At 73.3% G+C, this 15,075-nt stretch carries 16 protein-coding genes; 12 read left to right on the top strand and 4 right to left on the bottom strand.

The window, feature by feature from the left end:
• Positions 1–59: 59 nt before the first annotated feature.
• Together HCJ94_RS00190 and HCJ94_RS00185 are read right to left on the bottom strand one after the other, a co-directional pair.
• On the bottom strand, positions 60–833 hold the full coding sequence (locus tag HCJ94_RS00190) for a hypothetical protein (protein ID WP_167998896.1): 774 nt from the start codon (positions 831–833) through the stop codon (positions 60–62).
• Positions 830–1,279, bottom strand: coding sequence for an NUDIX domain-containing protein (locus HCJ94_RS00185; protein WP_309227090.1), 450 nt, complete (start codon positions 1,277–1,279; stop codon positions 830–832). The genes HCJ94_RS00190 and HCJ94_RS00185 overlap by 4 nt, the downstream gene beginning before the upstream one ends.
• A 115-nt stretch (positions 1,280–1,394) precedes the next feature.
• Between HCJ94_RS00185 and HCJ94_RS00180 the strand changes: the two genes are divergently transcribed.
• The 4 genes from HCJ94_RS00180 to corA all read left to right on the top strand — a co-directional run bounded on the left by HCJ94_RS00180 (position 1,395) and on the right by corA (position 5,040).
• The gene (locus HCJ94_RS00180) at positions 1,395–1,787 is read left to right on the top strand and encodes a CBS domain-containing protein (protein WP_167998894.1); all 393 of its coding nucleotides are present in this window, start codon (positions 1,395–1,397) and stop codon (positions 1,785–1,787) included.
• Between the two features lie 98 nt (positions 1,788–1,885).
• Complete coding sequence (locus HCJ94_RS00175; RefSeq protein WP_167998893.1) at positions 1,886–2,344, top strand: ester cyclase; 459 nt, start codon at positions 1,886–1,888, stop codon at positions 2,342–2,344.
• A gap of 106 nt (positions 2,345–2,450) precedes the next feature.
• Positions 2,451–3,545 (top strand): aminotransferase-like domain-containing protein, encoded by a 1,095-nt coding sequence (locus HCJ94_RS00170; RefSeq protein WP_167998892.1) that lies wholly within the window; start codon positions 2,451–2,453, stop codon positions 3,543–3,545.
• Between the two features lie 436 nt (positions 3,546–3,981).
• The gene (gene corA / locus HCJ94_RS00165) at positions 3,982–5,040 is read left to right on the top strand and encodes a magnesium/cobalt transporter CorA (RefSeq protein ID WP_167999156.1); all 1,059 of its coding nucleotides are present in this window, start codon (positions 3,982–3,984) and stop codon (positions 5,038–5,040) included.
• A 104-nt stretch (positions 5,041–5,144) separates the two neighbouring features.
• On the opposite strand, the gene HCJ94_RS00160 is transcribed toward corA, so the two are convergent.
• A complete protein-coding gene (locus HCJ94_RS00160) occupies positions 5,145–5,975 on the bottom strand; it encodes a hypothetical protein (RefSeq protein ID WP_167998891.1) in 831 nt (276 codons plus the stop codon).
• Positions 5,976–6,034: 59 nt separating this feature from the next.
• Here HCJ94_RS00160 and HCJ94_RS00155 point away from each other — a divergent pair, with 59 nt between their 5' ends.
• Both HCJ94_RS00155 and HCJ94_RS00150 read left to right on the top strand, forming a co-directional pair.
• Entirely contained in the window at positions 6,035–6,565 is a 531-nt protein-coding gene (locus HCJ94_RS00155) for a peptidylprolyl isomerase (protein ID WP_155329715.1), read from the top strand.
• Positions 6,566–6,622: 57 nt separating this feature from the next.
• Positions 6,623–7,534 carry a rhomboid family intramembrane serine protease gene (locus HCJ94_RS00150; RefSeq protein ID WP_167998890.1) on the top strand — a complete coding sequence of 304 codons (912 nt, stop codon included), beginning with the start codon at positions 6,623–6,625 and terminating at the stop codon, positions 7,532–7,534.
• Positions 7,535–7,631: 97 nt separating this feature from the next.
• Here the strand turns inward: HCJ94_RS00150 and HCJ94_RS00145 are convergent, their stop codons facing one another.
• The gene (locus tag HCJ94_RS00145) at positions 7,632–8,063 is read right to left on the bottom strand and encodes a PH domain-containing protein (protein ID WP_167998889.1); all 432 of its coding nucleotides are present in this window, start codon (positions 8,061–8,063) and stop codon (positions 7,632–7,634) included.
• Between the two features lie 83 nt (positions 8,064–8,146).
• Between HCJ94_RS00145 and HCJ94_RS00140 the strand changes: the two genes are divergently transcribed.
• The 6 genes from HCJ94_RS00140 to HCJ94_RS00115 all read left to right on the top strand — a co-directional run bounded on the left by HCJ94_RS00140 (position 8,147) and on the right by HCJ94_RS00115 (position 15,040).
• Complete coding sequence (locus HCJ94_RS00140) at positions 8,147–9,319, top strand: thiolase family protein (protein WP_167998888.1); 1,173 nt, start codon at positions 8,147–8,149, stop codon at positions 9,317–9,319.
• A 52-nt stretch (positions 9,320–9,371) separates the two neighbouring features.
• On the top strand, positions 9,372–10,370 hold the full coding sequence (locus tag HCJ94_RS00135) for a phosphotransferase (protein ID WP_167998887.1): 999 nt from the start codon (positions 9,372–9,374) through the stop codon (positions 10,368–10,370).
• A 229-nt stretch (positions 10,371–10,599) separates the two neighbouring features.
• On the top strand, positions 10,600–12,180 hold the full coding sequence (locus HCJ94_RS00130; protein WP_167998886.1) for a glycoside hydrolase domain-containing protein: 1,581 nt from the start codon (positions 10,600–10,602) through the stop codon (positions 12,178–12,180).
• Positions 12,181–12,311: 131 nt separating this feature from the next.
• Complete coding sequence (locus HCJ94_RS00125; RefSeq protein ID WP_167998885.1) at positions 12,312–12,827, top strand: hypothetical protein; 516 nt, start codon at positions 12,312–12,314, stop codon at positions 12,825–12,827.
• Between the two features lie 73 nt (positions 12,828–12,900).
• Entirely contained in the window at positions 12,901–13,593 is a 693-nt protein-coding gene (locus HCJ94_RS00120; RefSeq protein WP_167998884.1) for a response regulator transcription factor, read from the top strand.
• Positions 13,586–15,040: a sensor histidine kinase gene (locus HCJ94_RS00115; protein WP_167998883.1), complete on the top strand. Its 1,455-nt coding sequence runs from the start codon at positions 13,586–13,588 to the stop codon at positions 15,038–15,040. The genes HCJ94_RS00120 and HCJ94_RS00115 overlap by 8 nt, the downstream gene beginning before the upstream one ends.
• The last annotated feature ends 35 nt before the right edge of the window (positions 15,041–15,075 follow it).

Here is a 15,075-nt window from a genome sequence, read left to right as displayed (position 1 = left end):
CGGCCGGGACCGCCGGCCTGGACTCCGCCTCGGCTCGGCCGGGGACTTCGGCAGCGGCCCTAGCCGGGCAGGGCCGCCAGGTCGGCGAGCATCGTCAGCCGCTCCTCGGCGGTCAGCACCACGTACGGCCCGGCCGCCCGGCGGTCGGTCTCCAGTTCGATGGCGAGGCGCTCCGGCCCCGACGCCAGCTGGACGATGCTGGTGGCGGTGTGCCCGGCGGCCGTCCACGCGGCCGCGTGCGCGTCGGCGCGGTGGTAGCGCAGCGTGCCGAGCCGGTTGAGCAGCAGCACACCGGGTGGCGTGCCGTCCGGCTCGTGGGGCGGCGCCATGGCCAGGAACGCGCCGTCCGCCGCCGGGTCGCCGTCGTCCTCGGCCAGCACGAGGGCGTACGCGAGCACCCGGCCGAGCGCCTCGACCAGCCGAAGGACCCGGTCGGCGTGCCCGGCCCACAGCTCCCCGGTCGCCCGCGCGTGCACCTGCCACAGCTCGTCGAGGAAGGCCAGCCCCCGCTCCGTCGCGGTGATCGCGCCGTCCGCCCCGCGGTGGACCAGCCCGTGTGCGACGTGCCGGTCCAGCGCCCGCCGGCAGGCGGCCGGGTCCCGGTACCGGGTGACCGCCGTGAAGCCGGCCGCCTCGACGGTGCCGCCCGGCACGGCGAGCCGGGTGCGCAGATCCACCAGGAAGCCGGTGGCCGCCGGCCCGCCGTACCGCCGGCTGACCTCGGCGCCGCCGGCGTCCCGGCCGGCGCGCATGCCGGCGACGAACGTCCGCTCGACCGCAGGGGCCACCAGCCCGGCGAACCGGTGCGGCGCCAGGTCGACGGTGTCGTTCACGAACCGATCGTGCGGAGCAGGGCGAAGGCGTCCTCCGCGATCCGGCGGATCAGGCCGTCGTTGACGTCCCGGTGCTCGTCGAGCAGGTCGAGGTCCTGCTCGGCGAGCCAGCGGTACTCGGTGTGCTTGCCCGCCTCCAGCGTCGGCCGGGCGAGGTCGCCGTCGACCCGGACGAGCCAGTCGCTCTCGATCCGCTCCAGCCCGTCGTCGGCCACGTACCGGTACTCGCCGACCAGGCCGAGCACGTACGCGACCGTCCAGCCGGTCTCCTCGGTCACCTCCCGGCGCAGGGCGTCCTCGATCTCCTCGCCCGGTTCCAGGTGACCGCCCACGATGTCCCAGCAGTTGGGAAAAAGGCGTCGGTCGGGGGATCGCCGCTGGACGAAGAGGCGGCCGTCGTCGTCGACGATCAGCGCGCCCGCGCAGCGCAGGGGCTCGGTGGACACGCCTCGACAGTAGCGAGCCGCCCAGGGCCGCGGCGATGTCTGGTCTTGTCCCGGAAACACACCCGGCGCACCATGTTCCGTACCGGGTGCCACCGTCCCACAGGGGTGATGCGTGATGCAGGTTCGGGAAGCGATGTCCAGCCAGGTTCTCGTGGTCGGGCCGGAGCACACGCTCCGCCAGGCGGCGCAGATGATGTCGGCCCGTGGAATCGGGTCGGCGGTCGTGATCGATCCGGACTCCGAGGGGATCGGGATCATGACCGAACGGGATGTGCTCAACGCGATCGGGGCAGGTCTGGACTGCGACGTCGAGCGGACCGGGGCCCACCTGACGTGGGACGTGGTCTACGCGGGGCCGGAGTGGACGGTCGAGGAGGCGGCCGCGGCGATGGCCCGCGGTGGCTTCCGGCACCTGGTGGTGCTCGACGGCCGCGAGGTCGCCGGGGTGATCTCGGTGCGGGACATCATGCGGGTCTGGGCGGCCAGCCGGATGGTCGGCGCCGGCTGAGTGCCGGATCGGCCGGCCGCGACAGGGTTGGGCCGCGGATCGACGGGTAAGGATCCCCTGCGGGCGCGGACGGGCCGCGGCCCGCGGGGGAGGACGCCATGCCCGGCGCGGACCGACTGGTCGAGCAGCAGTACGCGATGCTCCTGCGCCGCGACGTGGCGCGGCTGCCCGACCTGTACGCGGCGGATGCCTTCTACGCCATGCCGGGTGTCACCGTGCGCCCGATCGAGCTGCCGGCGCTGCTGCGGACCTGGACCGGGGCCTTCCCCGACCTGTACGTGGACCGGCTCGGCGCCGTGCAGACGGCCGGCGGGGCGGCGGTGGAGCAGCGGCTGACCGGCACCCACACCGGTGTGCTGCACACGCCCTTCGGCACCGTCGCGCCGACGATGCGGACGATCAGCTGGGACGTCGTGGACGTGGTGCGCGTACGGCGCGGACGGATCGCCGCCTGGCGGTCCTACTTCGACTGGGGACAGTTGGTCACGGCGCTCGGCCTGCACGTGGAGGGGCTCTCCCGCGAGGCGCAGCACGACCCGCTCGGCCTTCCGGTCTGATCTGCCGCCGACCGGTCGAGCCCGGTCACCCGTCCCGGTGGCTCAGGATGCGGACATCGCCGTGCCGACCGCACGCACCCCGTCGCCTTCCGTACGCTCAACAGCCATGACCGCCGAGCAGCTGATCTCCTTCGCCCGTGGCGCTCCCTCGTTGGACATCGTCGATGTCGAGGGGCTCAAGGCCGCCGCCGTCCGCGCGTTCGACGCCGACCCCGCCGGAGTGACGGCGTACGGCACCTCCGTCGGTTACCTCCCGCTGCGCGAGTGGATCGCGAAGAAGCACGGGGTCCAGGCCGACCAGGTCCTGGTCACCAACGGATCGCTCCAGGCCGACGCGTTCCTCTTCGACCACCTGGTCCGTCCCGGCGACGCGGTCGTCGTGGAGCGGCCCACGTACGACCGGACCCTGCTCAACCTGAAGCGGATGGGCAGCGAGCTGCACGGCATCACGATCGAGCCGGACGGCCTGGACACCGCCGAGCTGCGCAAGCTGCTGGAGTCGGGCGTGCGCCCCCGGCTGGCCCACATCATCCCGAACTACCAGAACCCGGCGGGCGTGACGCTGAGCCTGGAGAAGCGGCGGGAGCTGCTCGACCTCGCCGCCGAGTACGGGTTCACGATCTTCGAGGACGACCCGTACGCGGACATCCGGTTCCGGGGCGAGGCGCTGCCGTCGATGCTCTCGCTCGACACCCGCAACGTGGTCGTCCACGCCTCCAGCTTCACCAAGACGGTCTGCCCGGGCGTCCGGGTCGGGTACCTGGTCGGGCCGGCCGACCTGATCGCCGACATCGCCAAGAAGGCGACCAGCCTCTACATCTCGCCGGGCATGGTCTCCGAGGCGATCGTGCACCAGTTCTGCGTCTCGGGGGCGATCGACCGCTCGATCGAGACCGTGTGCCGCGCCCTCGGTGAGCGCGCCCGGGTGCTGGGCGAGTCGCTGCGGCGGCACATCCCGGACGCCCGGTTCGTGGAGCCGGACGGTGGCTACTTCCTCTGGGTGGAGTTCCCCGAGGACGTCGACGTGGACAAGCTCGCCCCGGCCGCGGCCGAGCGTGGCGTGGCCGTGGTGAAGGGGAGCGACTTCGTCCTCGACGGGGGGCGGCACGCGGTGCGCCTGGCGTACTCGGCGGTGACCGCCGACCGGATCGACGAGGGCGTACGCCGACTCGCCGAGGCGGTTGCAGCAGTTCGGGGCTGAATTTCTGTCGGGTTCCCGACAGTTCGGCGATATCAGCCGTCCCGGGGCTCCCGCCGGGGCGGCTGCCGGCCCACAATGCTGCGAGCGTCATTCACCACGTGTAGCGGAGGTCACCGTCGGGTGACCCGGGCGGCGCCCATCCGGGCACGCCCGCCCGACGCACGTGGAACGGCGCCACCAGCACAATCCCCCGCCCCCACAGGGCGCCGGGTGGGCCGTGTCGTCCCCTCACCCCCCAACACGGCCCGGCCCGCCCGGCGCCACCCCCGTGGCGGTCCGTCACCGGCGGTGAGGTCGCCGACGGCGTACCCTGCAATCCGCGACGCTGCGTGGAAGGGGGGGCGTGATGGCGGACGGCACGGAGCGGGCACGGACGGTGCTGCCGGGTGGTGGCCGGATGACCCGGTCCCGCGACTGGGTCGCGCCGGTGCGGGCCATGACCCGGCGGCTCGCCCCCGACGGCTCGCCACGCGTGCCGGAGCCGGCCGGTCCGCGACGCAACTCCGTCGTCGACTGCGCGCTCTACGTCGGCGGGAAGCGCCGGTCGGGCACCTGGACCTACGCCGAGGCGCTGGCCGCGGCGCGGCAGACGGACGACGGCTTCGTCTGGCTGGGTCTGCACGAGCCCGAGCTGGCGGAGATGACCGAGATCGCCGCCACGTACGGGCTGCACGAGTTGGCCGTCGAGGACGCGGTCAAGGCCCAGCAGCGGCCGAAGCTGGAGCAGTTCGGTGACGTGAGCTTCCTGGTGCTGCGGACGGCCCGCTACTGCGAGCACACCGAGCTGACCGAGACCTCCGAGGTCGTCGAGACCGGTCAGGTGATGCTGTTCATCGGGCCGAACTTCCTGATCAGCGTGCGGCACGGCGACGCCTGTCGGCTCGCCCCCGTTCGCGCGGATCTGGAGACCAAGGAGGAACTGCTGCTCCACGGCCCCTGGGCGGTCGCGTACGCGGTGACCGACCGGGTGGTCGACCTCTACCTGGAGGTCGCCGACCAGTTGGAGGACGACCTCGACATCCTGGAGGCCGAGGTGTTCGACCGGCAGGCCACCGGTCGCATCCAGCGGATCTACCAGATGAAGCGGGAACTGGTCGAGTTCAAGCGGGCGGTGATGCCGCTCCAGCGCCCGCTCATGACGCTCACCGCGCAGATGAACCGGGACGTGCCGAAGGAGATCCGGCGCTACTTCCGCGACGTGCAGGACCACCTCAGCCGCACCGTCGAACAGGTCAACTCGTACGACGACCTGCTCAACTCGATCCTCCAGGCCCGGTTGGCGCAGGTCACCGTCGACCAGAACAACGACATGCGCAAGATCGCGGCCTGGGCGGCGATCGCCGCGGTCTGGACCGCCATCGCCGGCATCTACGGCATGAACTTCGAATTCATGCCCGAGCTGAGATGGACCTACGGCTACCCGACGATCCTGGCCCTGATGCTGGGCATCTCGTTGGCCCTGTACCGCTGGTTCCGGCGCAACGGCTGGCTCTGACGGTCAAAACCCCGCGATCTTGCACTTCCTGCCCGGACGAACGTGGCGAAAGCCGCGAACGCGGGACCACAAGTGCAAGATCGCGGGGTTGACACGGCCGGGGGTCAGCGGCGGCCGTTCTTGTTGAGGGCCTTGCTCAGGTCGTCGGCCGGGCGGCCCGAGGACTCCTTGGCGCCTTCGGCCACCGAGGGGATCTTGTCGGTCGCGTGGACCGACGCCTGCTTGGTGGGGCTGGTGGTCGAGGCGCTGCTGCCGCCGGCCACCGCCGAGCTGCCCGCGCCGGTCGGCCCGCCAGCCGTGCCGGAACCACCGGCCACGGTGGACGCCGAGGTCGCCTTCTCGGCGGGCGTGCGAGTCGTGACCTCGATGGTGTCCACCTCGTCCCGCATCGGCTCCAGCGAGCGGGTCGGGTCGTACTCGGCCCACTCCTGCTGCTCGCGCCGCCGCCGCATGGCCATGGCGCCGGCCAGGCCCGCCACCGCGCCGGCGGCGAGCAGGCCGGTCATCATCCCGCCCCGGCCCGACTTCTTCTTCTTGCGCGCTGCCTTCATGTTCTTCGCCTTCACCTTCCTGCTGACGGCGGCCTGCTTGGCGGCGGCCTTTCCGTTGGCGGCCTTACCCTCGACCTGCGCGTTGCGGAGGGCGAGGGCCAGCGGGGCGAGGGCTGCGACCGTCGACGCGTAGCCGCTGGAAGCGCGGTCACGCATGACGACGGCGGTCGGCGCGATGGCACCCCGGGCCGCCTGGACCCGCGGGCCGACCGTGGCGCCGGCACCCTTCGCCGCGTACGTCGCGGCCTGCTTCAGGTGACCGAAGCCCTGGTTCAACTCGGCCTTCGCGAGCTGCCCCTGGGTCTTTCGCCGCCCGATTCCAAACACGGTCCCACCTCCTGGGAGTTGTCCTCCGTCATCCTCCACCTTCGGATGCCTCCGCATGACCAGATCGGGCACATGGGAGGATCCGCATGGAACTGACCAACGAGTGAGGAGTACCCGTGGCCGAGGCTGTCTACGCCACCTTGCACACCAACGCCGGTCCGATCCGGCTGGAGCTGTTCCCGAACCACGCCCCGAAGACCGTCCGCAACTTCGTGGAACTGGCCGAGGGCACCAAGCAGTACACCGACCCGCGCACCGGCCAGCCGGGCAGCGGGCCGTACTACGACGGCACGATCTCGCACCGCGTCATCAGCGGCTTCATGATTCAGATGGGCGACCCCACCGGCACCGGCCGCGGCGGCCCCGGCTTCACCTTCGCCGACGAGTTCCACCCCGAGCTGCGCTTCGACCAGCCGTACCTGCTGGCGATGGCGAACGCCGGGCCGGGCACCAACGGCTCGCAGTTCTTCATCACGGTCGCGCCGACGCCGCACCTGAACAACCGGCACACCATCTTCGGCCGGGTGGCGGACGAGCAGTCCGCGAAGGTCGTGGACTCGATCGCCAACACCCCGACCAGCCCGGCCGACCGGCCGCTGCAGGACGTCGTCATCGAGCGGGTCGAGATCGAGCGCAGCGGTTCCTGAGCGGTCGCGAGGTACCTTTGCTCGCATGACTGAGCGCCCGGGTACCAGGACCGACCGGTGAGCGAGTCCCCGCCGACCACCCCGGTCTGCTATCGGCACCCCGGCCGGGAGACGTACGTCCGCTGCACCCGCTGCGACCGGTCGATCTGCCCGGACTGCATGCGCGAGGCGTCCGTCGGCTTCCAGTGCCCGGAGTGCGTCAACGAGGGGCGCCGCAGCGTACGGCCGGCGCGCACCGCCTTCGGTGGCGGTGCCGCCGGCCGGCACGGCTACGTGACCAAGGCGTTGATCGTGATCAACGTGCTGGTCATGCTGCTGTCCATCGCCTCCGCCGGTAGCGGTGGCGCGGTGATCGGCGGCAGCGGCCTCGGGGGGCTGCTCGGTGACAGCACCCCCCTCACCAACTGGGGTTCCGTGCTCGGCGCGGCGATCTTCCCCGACGGGACGGTCGGCGGCATCGCGGAGGGCCAGTGGTACCGCCTGGTCACCGCGATGTTCCTGCACTTCGGCGTGATCCACCTGGCGTTGAACATGTGGGCGCTCTGGGTGCTCGGCCGGTCGTTGGAGGCCCAGCTCGGTCGGCTGCGCTTCGCCGCGCTCTATCTGATCTCGGGCCTCGGCGGGAACGTCCTCGCCTACGTCTTCACCGAGCCGAACCGGCCCACCGCCGGCGCGTCGACCGCCATCTTCGGGCTCTTCGCCGCGCTGATCGTCATCGAGCGCCGGATGGGTCGCGACATCTCCCAGGTCATCCCGATCCTGGTGATCAACCTGGTCTTCACGTTGACGGTGCCGGGCATCTCGATCCCCGGCCACCTCGGCGGCCTCGCGGTCGGTGGGCTGATGGCCCTCGTCCTCGCGTACGCCCCGCGCTCGCGGCGCACGCTGGTGCAGGGCGCCGGTGGCGCGGTGATCGTGGCGGCGCTGCTCGGCCTGGCGCTGATCCGCACCGCCGCGTTGCTCGCCTGAGAACGAGCCCGCCGCGTGCCGGCCAGCCCGCCGTGTGCCGGCCGGCCCGCCGGGCGCCGGTCGGGCTCCGCGCGCGGTCAGGACCAGTGCGCGCCGGTCAGGGCGCCGGCCGGACGGCGTTCAGCTCCTCGGCGACCTCGGCCGGGTCGGCGTCGAGGTCGTAGCGGCCGAACAGGTGCAGCGACTCCCCGGTGTCGACCTCCAGGACGGCGCTGGCCAGGCCGAGCCGGGTCCGCCGGTCGACGGAGACCGCCTCCACCTGCGACCAGGGCAGCCGCCGGTGCCCCGCGAAGCCGTGGACGACGGTCAGCCCGTCCGGGTCGACGGCCAGGCGGACCGGTGCCAGCACGTCCCGGGCGGCCCAGACGAGCAGGGCCGCGGCGACCACCCCGGCCAGGACGAGCCGGACCGGGTCACCGTCGGCGAGCAGGAGACCGAGCGCGACCAGGGCGACCGCGCCACCGGCCTTGACCGCCGGCAGGGCGGCCGGCACCCGCCACTCCCGCCTCCCGGACGACTCTGGATCCATGCGCCCAGCATGCCAGTGGGGCGAGACGGCCGGTCGGGCGGCGACGTACGATCGAAGCCGGCCCAGGTTACCGGGGAGTAGACATGAGTGACGCAGTGATCGTCGGCGCCGTACGCACCCCCGTGGGGCGGCGCAAGGGAAGCCTCGCCGGTGTGCATCCGGTCGACCTGTCCGCGCACGTGCTGCGCGCTCTCGCCGAGCGCACCGGCATCGACCCCGCCCTGGTGGACGACGTGATGTGGGGATGCGTCTCCCAGGTCGGCGAGCAGTCGTGGAACGTCGCCCGCAACGCTGTCCTCGCCGCCGGCTGGCCGGAGTCCGTGCCCGGCACCACCCTCGACCGCCAGTGTGGCTCCAGCCAGCAGGCTCTGCACTTCGCCGCCGCGACCGTGCTGTCCGGGCAGGCCGACCTGGTCGTCGCCGGTGGAGTCGAGTCGATGACCCGGGTGCCGATGGGCTCCAGCGTGGCCGGTGGCATGCCGTTCAGCCCGGCGATCCTCGAGCGCTACCGGGGCGTCGAGGGCGTCGCCGCCGACTCTCCGCTCCCGTTCAACCAGGGGGTCGGCGCCGAGCTGATCGCCCAGCGCTGGCGCTTCTCCCGCACCCAGCTCGACGAGTTCGCGCTGGCCAGCCACGAGAAGGCGGCCGCCGCGCAGGACGCCGGCGCCTTCGACCCCGAGCTGGCGCCGGTCGCCCTCGCCGACGGCGGCAAGTTCAGCGCCGACGAGGGCATCCGCCGCGACACCTCACTGGAGAAGCTGGCCGAGCTGCCCACCCCGTTCCGGCCCGACGGTGTGGTCACCGCCGGGTCCGCGTCCCAGATCTCCGACGGCGCGGCCGCGCTCGCCGTCACCACCGCCGAGTGGGCCAGCCGGCACGGCCTGCGTCCGCTGGCCCGCATCCACACCGCCGTGGTCGCCGCCGACGACCCGGTCACCATGCTCACCGCCCCCATCCCGGCCACCGCGAAGGCGCTGCGCCGTGCCGGGCTGGGCATCGAGGAGATCGGGGTGTACGAGGTGAACGAGGCGTTCGCCCCGGTGCCCCTGGCCTGGCTCGCGGAGACCGAGGCCGACCCGGAGCGGCTGAACCCGCGGGGCGGCGCGATCGCCCTGGGGCACCCGCTCGGTGGCTCCGGCGCCCGGATCATGACCACGATGCTCGCCCACATGCGCGACAACAACATCCGCTACGGCCTCCAGACGATGTGCGAGGGCGGCGGCATGGCCAACGCGACCATCGTCGAGCTGCTCTGACCGGCGTAATCTAGGTCGCCGGCGGACCCGCCGGCGACCTAGATTGCCGAGCGTGACGACCACCGACACACCGCAGGCCGACTGGGCCGACCCGCGCTGGGGCGACCTCGCCCTCGACTGGGTCGCCGAGCGGCTCCGGCCGCACGGCCGACACGTGACCGGGCCGGTCGAGGCCCGGGTCCGACCGTGGTCCCTGGTCTGGCGCGTCCCCACCGACGGTGGCGACGTCTGGTTCAAGGCCAACAACCCGGGGACGGTGCACGAGGCCGGGTTGCTGGCCGCGCTGGCCCGGCTGGCCCCCGGCCGGGTGCTGGAACCGATCGCCGTGGACGCGCGGCGCGGCTGGTCGCTGCTGCCCGCCGGCGGGAAGTCGCTGCGGGACGTGCTGTCCCGCGACCGGGACCTCTCCCGCTGGGAGCGGATCCTGCCGGAGTACGCCGACCTCCAGCTCACCACCGCCGCGTACGCCGACGAACTGCTCGCCCTGGGTTTGCCCGACCACCGTCCGCAGGTGCTGCCCGAGCTGTTCGAGGCGCTGCTCGACGACGAGGAGTCCCTGCTGCTCGGTGCGGAGGGCGGGCTCAGCCCGGAGGCGCACCAGCGGCTCCGCGCGCACCGGGACACGTTCGCCGAGGACTGCCGGCGGCTGGCCGAATCGGGTGTCGCCCCCACCGTGCAGCACGACGACCTGCACGACGGCAACATCTTCGTGACCGGCGACGGGTACCGCTTCTTCGACTGGGGCGACGCCTCGCTGGCCCATCCGTTCGGCACGCTGCTGGTGACCCTCCGGTCGGTCGCGTACTCGTCCGAGCTGTCGCCGGACGACCCGACGCTGGTGCGGCTGCGCGACGCGTACCTGGAGCCGTGGACCGACCGGCACGACCGGGCGACGCTGCGCGAGCTGGCCGGGATCGCCACGCGGGTCACCACGGTCAGCCGTTCCCTGTCCTGGCGCCGGGCCCTCGACACGCCGGACCCGGCCCGCCGCGAGTACGCCGAGGCGGTGCCCGGCTGGCTGGAGGAGCTGCTCGCCCCCAACCCGGTGTAGGCCGGGTGCCGGAATCCCGCTGCGAGCCGACGGTCCCTGGACGGATTCGCGGTCATCAGCACGGCCTCTGTGGACATCGACGACGCCGGCCAGGCAGAATCAGCCAGCCGGCGTCGAGTGAGGGCCTCACAGGCCCGTCCGCCGGCTCTTCGCCGACGAAAAACGGGGACACATGACTTCTCGCACCTCCGGGTGCCGGTCGCGCCGTCTCGCCGCAGGGCTCTCCGCTGTGCTGGCAACCGCGCTGCTCGGCACCACCGTGCTCAGCGGACCCGACGGGACGGGATCCGGCACCGACGCGGCGTCCGCCGTCCGGCTGGCGGCCGCGACCACCGGTCCACAGCCCGGCACCTTCACCGGGCAGGCGTTCGACACCTGCACCGCTCCCTCCAGCGCCCAGATGCAGGCCTGGTTGCAGTCGCCGTACCGGGGCGTGGGGATCTACATCGGTGGGATCAGCCGCGGTTGCGCCCAGCCCAACCTCACCAGGGAGTGGGTGGCGGCGCAGCAGGCGGCGGGATGGCATCTCATCCCGCTCTACGTCGGTCTCCAGGCTCCGTGCACCGGCTTCCGCAACCGCATCAACCCGGAGCTGGCGGCCGCGCAGGGCCGGGCGGAGGCGGACGACGCCGCGGCCCAGGCCCGGAACCTCGGGCTCGCCCCGGAGAGCGTCCTGATCGTCGACATCGAGGCGTATCCCACGGGAGATACCGCGTGCACGAAAGCGGTCAACGAATACCTGAGCGCGTGGACGGCCCGGCTGCACGACCACGGCTACTTCTCCGGCTTCTACAGCAGCCTCTCCTCCGGCGTGGCGGACCAGGTGACGGCGTACCCCCGGACCGACCACGTCCGGCCCGACTACCTGGACTTCGCGAAGTGGGACGGCGTGTCGACCGTCACCGATGCGGCGATCCCGGCCAGCTACTGGATGCCGAAGCGACGCATGAAGCAGTACCGGGGCGACCACCACGAGACCTGGGGCGGGGTCACCCTCAACATCGACTCCAACTACGTCGACTTCGCGCCGCTACCCGCGACCGGTACCGGTGACTTCACCGGGAACGGCTGGTCCGACCTGCTCTACCGGGACGGCTTCAGCGGGCAGCTCCTCGTCCGCCACGGCGACGGGACCAGACTCGGTGCCCCGGTCTCCCTGGGCACCGGCTGGAAGGTGATGGACGCGGTCGTCCGCCCCGGGAACTTCAACCGGTCCGGCGGCGAGGACGTCATCGCCCGTGATTCGACCAACGGCAACCTCTGGCTGTACCCGGGCACCGGGACCGGCGCGTTCGCGTCCCGGGTGTGGATCGGCACCGGGTGGAACGGGCTGCGGGAGATCACCCCGATCGGTGACTACAACCGGGACGGATACCCCGACCTGCTCGGCGTCAGTGCCGCCACCGGTGCGCTGTACCTCTACCCGGGCCGGGGCACCTCCTTCGGCAGCCGCATCCTGCTGGCCACGGGCGGCTGGAACAAGATGGACGAGCTGACCGGCGGGCCGGACCTCAACGCCGACGGCCAGGTCGACCTGATCGCCCGCGAGAAGAGCAGCGGCTCCCTGTACCGCTACTCGGTGACCACCGCGGGGAAGCTCGGCTCCCCGGTGAAGGTCGGCAGCGGGTTCGCCAACAAGCGGGATCTGGTCCGCGTCGGTGACTTCGACCGGGACGGTCGGGCCGACCTCGTCGCGGTGGACCTGACGACGGGTCTCCTCCACCGGTACGGCTGGCTCGGCAGCGGCTGGTCGGGCCCGGTCCTCATCGTCGGCATGAAGTGGAACTACCTCCAGAAGCCGCTGCTGTAGCGGGCGCTTCCGGACTGCCCCCGCCGTTCGCAACGCCCGCCGTCGCACCCCCGGTGCGACGGCGGGCATGCAACTTGCAAATTCCGCCGAGTGGCCCACGTCACCCCCGCTCGGGCGTCGTTGGGCAGGGCATGGACGTCTTCTCCCGAACGTTCCTCCCGGCCGCCGCCGACGCCGGCGTGGCGATGCAGACCGCCAGCCGGCACATGCCGGTCTTCCGCCGCTGTGTCGGCTCCGGCGACGCCACCATCCTGGTCACCCGGTGCAGCCGGCCGGACCGGCCGGTGGCCGGCGAGTACCTGCTGCTGCTGACCCACCGCCGACTGGTCGTCACCCAGCAGACCCGGGTCCTGCACCGGCTGCGCCTGCACCTCAACACCGAGCTGCGTGAGCTGAGCAACGTCACGTGGAGCCCGGATCCGCGACTGCACTCCGTCGAGCTGGCCGCCACCGCGATCGACGGCGTCCGGGAGCGGTTCCTCATCCGCACCCGGCACCCGAAGCAGGTGTGGCAGCTGGACGCCCTGCTCAACCACGCCTTCCGCACCCGCGTACGCCCCGCCCGCGAGCGGCTGGTGGCCACGATCGGGGACCCTGCGCCAGCCACCGCGCGGCCGGCGGCGTTCCGTCCCGTCGTGGTCCGCTGACCGGGCACGTCCTTACCGAACCCGAACACGTCCCGGACCTCGCGGCACCGACCCGGTCGGCCATCATGGGCCGGTGACCGCCGACGCGCCGTCCCGCGGACTCGTCCTCGTCGTGGAGGACGAGCCGGCCATCGCCGACCTGGTCCGGCTCTATCTGACGCGGGACGGCTTCGGCGTACACCTGGAACGCGACGGCGAGGCGGGCCTGGCCGCCGCCCGCCGGCTCCGCCCGGTGGCCTGTGTCCTCGACATCGCCCTGCCCGGTCTGGCCGGCACCGAGGTGTGCCGCCGGCTGCGCGAGGCCGGCGACTGGACGCCGGTCATCTTCCTCACCGCCCGCGACGACGAGGTGGACCGGATCGTCGGGCTCGAACTCGGCGCCGACGACTACGTCACGAAGCCGTTCAGCCCCCGCGAGCTGGTGGCCCGCGTCCGGGCGGTCCTGCGGCGTACCGCGGGGCCGCCGGAGAGCGCGGACCGGCCGCGCGCGGTCGGCCCCGTCACGCTGGACCCGGGCCGGCGTACGGTCACCGCCGCCGGTGTCCCGGTGCACCTGACGTCCACCGAGTTCGACCTGCTCGCCCACTTGATGGCCCGCCCCGGCCGGGTGTTCACCCGGGAGGAACTGCTCGCCGCCGTCTGGGGGTACGCCGCGCACGCCGGCACCCGCACGGTCGACGTGCACGTGGCGCAGGTCCGCGCCAAGCTCGGCGCGGTGAGCGTGATCCGCACCCACCGGGGTGTGGGGTACGCCGCCGATGCGTGACCACCCGGTCGACGCGCCGACCGTCGCGTTGCCGGTGACCGGGGCGTACCCGGCCCCCCGTCCCCGATCCGGCCGCACGCTGACGTCCCGTGCCGTGCTGGTGACCTGCGCGGTCGCGCTGATCTCGGTGCTGGTCACCGCGCTAGTCGGGATCCCCCTCGTGGTACGCGGGGTGGAGCGGGGCGAGCAGCGCGCCCTGGCCGCCCAGGCCCGGCTTGCCGCCGAGGCGCTGCGGAGCCGGTTGGACACGCCCCGGACCGGCGACGAGGAGCGGCTGATCCGGCAGCTCCGGGCGCAGGGCGTCGAGGCGTACCTGATCCGGGACGGCGAGGCTGCCCGGCCCGGCCTGCCGCCCCGGGTGGTGCAGCGCGTCGCCGAGGGCCACAACTTCTCCGGCCGCCGGCCGGTCGCCGGCCGTCCGGCCCTGGTCGAGGGGCGCGCCCTGCCGGGCGGCGACGGGGTGGTGCTCGCCCGCGCCGTCGAGCGCGGCGGCGTGTGGCGGCAGGTGGTCCGGAGTCTCTGGCTGCCGCTGCTCGCCGGGCTCGCGGCCGGCGTGGTCGCCGGGCTGCTGCTCGCCCGCCGGCTGGCCCGGCCGATCCGGCACGCGGCGGCCGCCGCCGCGCGGCTGCGGGCCGGTGAGCGGGCGGTCCGGATCCCGGTCGAGCCACCGGAGGAGGTGGCGGACCTGGCGGAGGCCCTCAACGGACTGGCGGCCGCGCTCGCGACCAGCGAGGGGCGGCAGCGGGAGTTCCTGCTCTCCGTCTCCCACGAGCTGCGGACACCGCTGACCGCGATCCGCGGGTACGCCGAGGCGCTGGCCGACGGGGTGATCGGCCCGGAGGAGGTGACCGGTACCGGCCGCACCGTGCTGGCCGAGGCCGAGCACCTGGACCGGCTGGTGAGCGACCTGCTGGCACTGGCGCGGCTGGAGGCCGCCGACTTCCCGCTCGAACCGGTGCCCGTCGACCTGACCCGGCTCGCCGCCGACGCGGAACCCGCCTGGGCCGCCCGGTGCGCCGCCGTGGGGGTGCCGTTCCGGGCCGAGATTCCGGACCGGCCGGTGCCCGCGTACACCGATCCGGGCCGGATCCGGCAGGTGGTGGACGGGCTGCTGGAGAACGCGCTGCGGGTCGTACCCCCGGGAGCGCCGGTGGTGCTCGCGGTCCGGCCGGCGGGCGCGGACCGGGCCGACGGCGGAGTGGTCGAGGTCCGTGACGGCGGACCCGGCTTCACCGACGACGACCTGGCGGTGGCGTTCGAGCGCGGCGCCCTGCACCAGCGGTACCGGGGGGTGCGCAAGGTCGGCAGCGGCCTGGGGTTGGCGCTCGCCGCGGGCCTGGTCCGGCGGCTCGGCGGGGAGATCACCGCCGGGCACGCGCCGGAGGGCGGTGCCGCGTTCACGGTCCGGCTGCCGCCGGATCCTTACCGGACCCGAACATCGGCCTGACGCGCCGCTCGCCCGTCGAGGGCAGGCTGGGCTCG

Origin of the sequence: Micromonospora thermarum, assembly GCF_012034245.1 — a bacterium.
Taxonomy (GTDB): domain Bacteria; phylum Actinomycetota; class Actinomycetes; order Mycobacteriales; family Micromonosporaceae; genus Micromonospora; species Micromonospora thermarum.
The sequence above is the reverse complement of the archived record's forward strand: the minus strand, read 5'-3'. Positions and strand labels throughout refer to the sequence as shown.

Excerpts from the sequence above, each read along its gene's own strand:
- HCJ94_RS00180 (WP_167998894.1), top strand. The coding sequence starts at position 1,395 with ATGCAGGTTCGGGAAGCGATGTCCAGCCAGGTTCTCGTGGTCGGGCCG.
- HCJ94_RS00175 (WP_167998893.1), top strand. The coding sequence starts at position 1,886 with ATGCCCGGCGCGGACCGACTGGTCGAGCAGCAGTACGCGATGCTCCTG.
- HCJ94_RS00170 (WP_167998892.1), top strand. The coding sequence starts at position 2,451 with ATGACCGCCGAGCAGCTGATCTCCTTCGCCCGTGGCGCTCCCTCGTTG.
- corA (WP_167999156.1), top strand. The coding sequence starts at position 3,982 with ATGACCCGGCGGCTCGCCCCCGACGGCTCGCCACGCGTGCCGGAGCCG.
- HCJ94_RS00160 (WP_167998891.1), bottom strand. The coding sequence starts at position 5,975 with ATGCGGAGGCATCCGAAGGTGGAGGATGACGGAGGACAACTCCCAGGA.
- HCJ94_RS00145 (WP_167998889.1), bottom strand. The coding sequence starts at position 8,063 with ATGGATCCAGAGTCGTCCGGGAGGCGGGAGTGGCGGGTGCCGGCCGCC.
- HCJ94_RS00140 (WP_167998888.1), top strand. The coding sequence starts at position 8,147 with ATGAGTGACGCAGTGATCGTCGGCGCCGTACGCACCCCCGTGGGGCGG.
- HCJ94_RS00125 (WP_167998885.1), top strand. The coding sequence starts at position 12,312 with ATGGACGTCTTCTCCCGAACGTTCCTCCCGGCCGCCGCCGACGCCGGC.
- HCJ94_RS00115 (WP_167998883.1), top strand. The coding sequence starts at position 13,586 with ATGCGTGACCACCCGGTCGACGCGCCGACCGTCGCGTTGCCGGTGACC.